1 protein-coding gene is annotated in these 697 nt (G+C 23.4%); it reads left to right on the plus strand.

Features of this window, described 5'->3' with window-relative positions; genetic code table 11:
• Window positions 1–697: cation diffusion facilitator family transporter (locus AVBRAN12647_RS09590; RefSeq protein WP_336615117.1), on the plus strand; the 697-nt coding region annotated here is incomplete at both ends.

The following is a 697-nucleotide window of genomic DNA, read 5'->3' on the forward strand; positions in this document are numbered from 1 at the left end:
TTCTTTAGCATTAATTAGTGATGCACTTCATATGATAACACACGCTTTTGCATTGATAATAAGTTTTATAGCACTAATATTTATTAATAAACAAGATAGTAAAAAAACTTATGGATATTATAGAAGTGAAATAATAGCTGCTTTTATAAATGCTATTATGATAGCTATATTTACTATATTTATTATCTATGAAGCTATTGAAAAACTATTAAACCCAAGTAAAATAGATATAAAGACTATGCTTATAGTATCTTGCTTTGGACTTGTAGCAAATATAATTAGTGCTTTATTATTAATGAAAGCTGATACAAGTAATTTAAATATTAAATCAAGTCTAATTCATATGCTAAGTGATTTACTTAGTTCTGTTGCAATTATTATTGGTGGGATTATTGTTTATTATACTGATTTTTATTTTATTGATTCAATACTAGCTTTAATAATAGCTTTAGTAATTGCTAAGTGGTCTATATCATTATTTAAACAAAGCTTAGATATTTTACTTGAGAGTTCATTCATTGAGATTAGTGAAGTAAAAGAATTTATATTAAAGCAAGATTTAAATATAAAAGATATTCACGATATACACATTCATTCAATCTCTCAAGATTATCATATACTAACAGCTCATATAATCTTAGATGATTTAAATGAGTTTAAAAGTGTTTTACAAAAGCTTAATGCTTTACTTAAGAAT

Source organism: Campylobacter sp. RM12647 (assembly GCF_020138135.1).
In the GTDB taxonomy this organism is placed as follows: Bacteria; Campylobacterota; Campylobacteria; order Campylobacterales; family Campylobacteraceae; genus Campylobacter_E.